General features: G+C 65.2%; 6 protein-coding genes. 4 read left to right on the top strand and 2 right to left on the bottom strand.

Going from position 1 to position 2,669, the window contains the following annotated elements; translation table 11 throughout:
- Nucleotides 1–195: 195 nt before the first annotated feature.
- Both NW75_RS28455 and NW75_RS21455 read right to left on the bottom strand, forming a co-directional pair.
- Nucleotides 196–474, bottom strand: coding sequence for a transposase (locus NW75_RS28455; protein ID WP_426288258.1), 279 nt, complete (start codon nt 472–474; stop codon nt 196–198).
- Nucleotides 475–697: 223 nt separating this feature from the next.
- On the bottom strand, nt 698–1,150 hold the full coding sequence (locus tag NW75_RS21455) for a MerR family transcriptional regulator (protein ID WP_052192570.1): 453 nt from the start codon (nt 1,148–1,150) through the stop codon (nt 698–700).
- Between the two features lie 142 nt (nt 1,151–1,292).
- On the opposite strand from NW75_RS21455, the gene merC reads away from it, so the two are divergent.
- The 4 genes from merC to NW75_RS21475 form a co-directional block, all read left to right on the top strand.
- Nucleotides 1,293–1,718 carry an organomercurial transporter MerC gene (merC, locus tag NW75_RS21460; protein WP_033967414.1) on the top strand — a complete coding sequence of 142 codons (426 nt, stop codon included), beginning with the start codon at nt 1,293–1,295 and terminating at the stop codon, nt 1,716–1,718.
- Nucleotides 1,719–1,752: 34 nt separating this feature from the next.
- Nucleotides 1,753–2,103, top strand: coding sequence for a mercuric ion transporter MerT (gene merT / locus NW75_RS21465; RefSeq protein WP_033967415.1), 351 nt, complete (start codon nt 1,753–1,755; stop codon nt 2,101–2,103).
- Between the two features lie 12 nt (nt 2,104–2,115).
- Nucleotides 2,116–2,394, top strand: coding sequence for a mercury resistance system periplasmic binding protein MerP (gene merP / locus NW75_RS21470; protein WP_033967416.1), 279 nt, complete (start codon nt 2,116–2,118; stop codon nt 2,392–2,394).
- A 13-nt stretch (nt 2,395–2,407) separates the two neighbouring features.
- A partial coding sequence (locus NW75_RS21475; protein WP_033967417.1) for a cation transporter occupies nt 2,408–2,669 on the top strand: 262 nt, incomplete at its 3' end.

Raw genomic sequence — 2,669 nt, forward strand, 5'->3', positions numbered from 1 at the left:
CCGCGCCGCCGTGCCCTCCGGCCCGAGCCAAGAGCGCATGCGCGGTCCAGACAGGAAGCGCGACCTCTGGCGGCGGCTGCGGCCGCCAGTGTGCGCACCACTGAAATCCGCGCGCAGTTGGGGGCGTTGCGGGGCAGGCTGTGCTGAAACTCGCAGTGACCCCCGCCGAAGATCCGGACCGAGGGGCCGAACGGATCAGGCGACCCCGGTCATTTTCCAATGCCCGAAGGCATTCATGGCGTGGAGGAGGTTGAATGCCAGGATCGACAGGGCCGCTTCCGCTTTCACCGCTCTCAACTTCCGTGTTAGGAACCTGCCGCCACCCGACATTCGTTTGATTGTGCCAAACGGATGCTCAACGGTGCAGCGCCTGATCCTCATTAGATCTGGATCGGCTATATACGGGCTTCCATCCGATCGAGCGCCGCCTGATCGAACAGGCGGTGGATCGTGCGCGGTGCGCCTGGAGTGCATTGCGATTTTATAGCGCACGTCTTGCACGCCCCCGTTCTGTAACGGATCGCTCGATTACGCGTGTGCTTGCCCGATGGTCGGAGTGTTTCGCCTGCGGAACAACGGATTGTGTCGCTCCCTTCGTCATAAACGGACTGAGTGGGGCGGAAGTGTTCGCTGTTCATCGCGCCGCGCTTAATCCGCGCTGATACCGTGATGGCGTCGCGCTCGCATCGGGCAGCTTTCAAGCGTTCGGGAGTTGAGTCGAGCGGTTCGGCATCCCTTCGGTCGAGCGATCGCGTGCGTAGAGGGTCTGGATCAGCGGACAGCCAGGATCCTGTCCGGCCTCGCAGGCCCGCACCGACTCAGCCAAGACGCGCTCCATCCGTTTAAGATCGGCGATCCGCGTTCGGACGTCCTTCAGGTGAACAGCGGCCAAGTCGCGCACCTCTGCGCAGGTGGCGTTTCCGCCGGCCGCCAGGCCAAGCAACGCCCGCACCTCATCGAGCGTGAAGCCGAGTTCCCGGGCGCGGCGCACGAATCCGAGCCGGTCGACATCCCCGCCACCGTAACAGCGATAGCGGCCTCGCCGCGGTGGCGGAGGCATCAGGCCGATCCGCTCGTAGTAGCGGATCGTCTCGATGTTACAGCCCGTGCGTCGGGAGAGTTCACCTATCTGAATCGCGGTGTCCGCCATGCTGCTCTACGCCTTTCAATTCGGGGCTTGACTCTGTAGTCGCTACAGATCGTATTTAACGAGCCTCAGCCCTCTTGGGCAAGCTGCGGTCATGACCGCAGCATCGCTCAGAGGGTCCCATCGAAGTCGCCGAGGCCATCCAATGCCCATCCAGAATCCTCTCATACGCGCTGCCGACAAGGCGGGCGTCATCGGCTCGATCATCACCGCCATGGGGTGCGCGGCTTGCTTCCCCGCTCTCGCGAGTCTCGGCGCCGCGCTGGGTCTGGGTTTTCTGAGCCAGTACGAAGGCGTCTTCATCCATTACCTCCTGCCGCTGTTCGCTGTGATCGCCATCATCGCCAATACGGTCGGTGGGCTCCGCCATCGCCAGTGGGCGCGAATGGCGTTGAGCGTCATCGGGCCGGTCCTGGTGCTTGCGGCGGCTTTGCTCATGGCGACCCGCGGTTGGCCGACGGAGTGGCTCCTCTATCCGGGACTGACCTTGATGGTCGTCGTCGCGATCTGGGATCTTGCCGCGCCGCCGTGCAACGCGCCCGCTCCGCCCCGCCAAGCGGCTGTTCGCTAGCGTCATGGCGGGGTTGATTGGAAGGAGACTCCTTTTGTCGGAATCGAAAGACAGCCGCGGCGCGTTGGCGCTCGGAGGCCTGGCCGCCATCCTGGCCTCGACCTGTTGCCTCGGCCCGCTCATTCTGGTCGCCCTCGGCTTCAGCGGCGCCTGGATCGGCAATCTGACCGCGCTGGAACCGTACCGCCCGCTGTTCATCGGCGCCGCGCTGGTCGCCATGGTCTTCGCCTACCGCCACATCTTCCGCCCGGCCCGCGCCTGCGAGCCCGGCGAGGTCTGCGCCGTGGCCGAGGTCAGGACCACCTATAAGGTCATCTTCTGGGTCGTCGCGGCGCTCGTCTTTGTCGCGCTGGCGTTCCCCTATGTCCTGCCCATGTTCTACTGAAAGGAAATCCCCGTGAAGAAACTCATCTCTCTAATCGCCCTGCTGGGTGCGCTCAGCACGCCGGCCTGGGCCGCGAAAAAGGCGGTCACTTTAGTGGTGCCCGGCATGACCTGCGCGGCTTGTCCGATCACCGTCAAGACGGCGCTCGCCAAAGTCGCCGGCGTCGAGCGAATCGACGTGAGCTTCGAAAAGCGCCAGGCCGTCGTCACCTACGACGATACCAAGACCACGGTCGCCGCCCTGACCAATGCGACGGCCGGCGCGGGCTACCCGTCCACCGTCAAGCGCTGAGGAGCCTGTACCCGTGACCGCCGCGATCGCCCTGCGCATTGATGGAATGACCTGCGACTCGTGCGCCACGCACGTGAAGGAGGCGCTGGAGCGCGTTCCGGGCGTGCGCTCGGTCGCCGTCTCCTATCCGAAGGCCCGTGCGGACGTTGCTGCCGATGCGGGAGTGAGTTCCAAGGCCCTTGCGGCCACGGTCGCGACGCTTGGCTATCGCGCCTCGGTCGCCGACGGGGGCGCCCGGCCCGCAAGTGTCCTCGACAAGGCGCCGGGCTTCCTGG

This window comes from Sphingomonas sp. Ant H11, from assembly GCF_000797515.1.
Lineage (GTDB): Bacteria > Pseudomonadota > Alphaproteobacteria > Sphingomonadales > Sphingomonadaceae > Sphingomonas.

What these genes read in the sequence shown, in the direction of transcription:
- NW75_RS28455 (WP_426288258.1), bottom strand. Translation starts at nt 474, where the DNA reads ATGCACTCCAGGCGCACCGCGCACGATCCACCGCCTGTTCGATCAGGC.
- NW75_RS21455 (WP_052192570.1), bottom strand. Translation starts at nt 1,150, where the DNA reads ATGGCGGACACCGCGATTCAGATAGGTGAACTCTCCCGACGCACGGGC.
- merC (WP_033967414.1), top strand. Translation starts at nt 1,293, where the DNA reads ATGCCCATCCAGAATCCTCTCATACGCGCTGCCGACAAGGCGGGCGTC.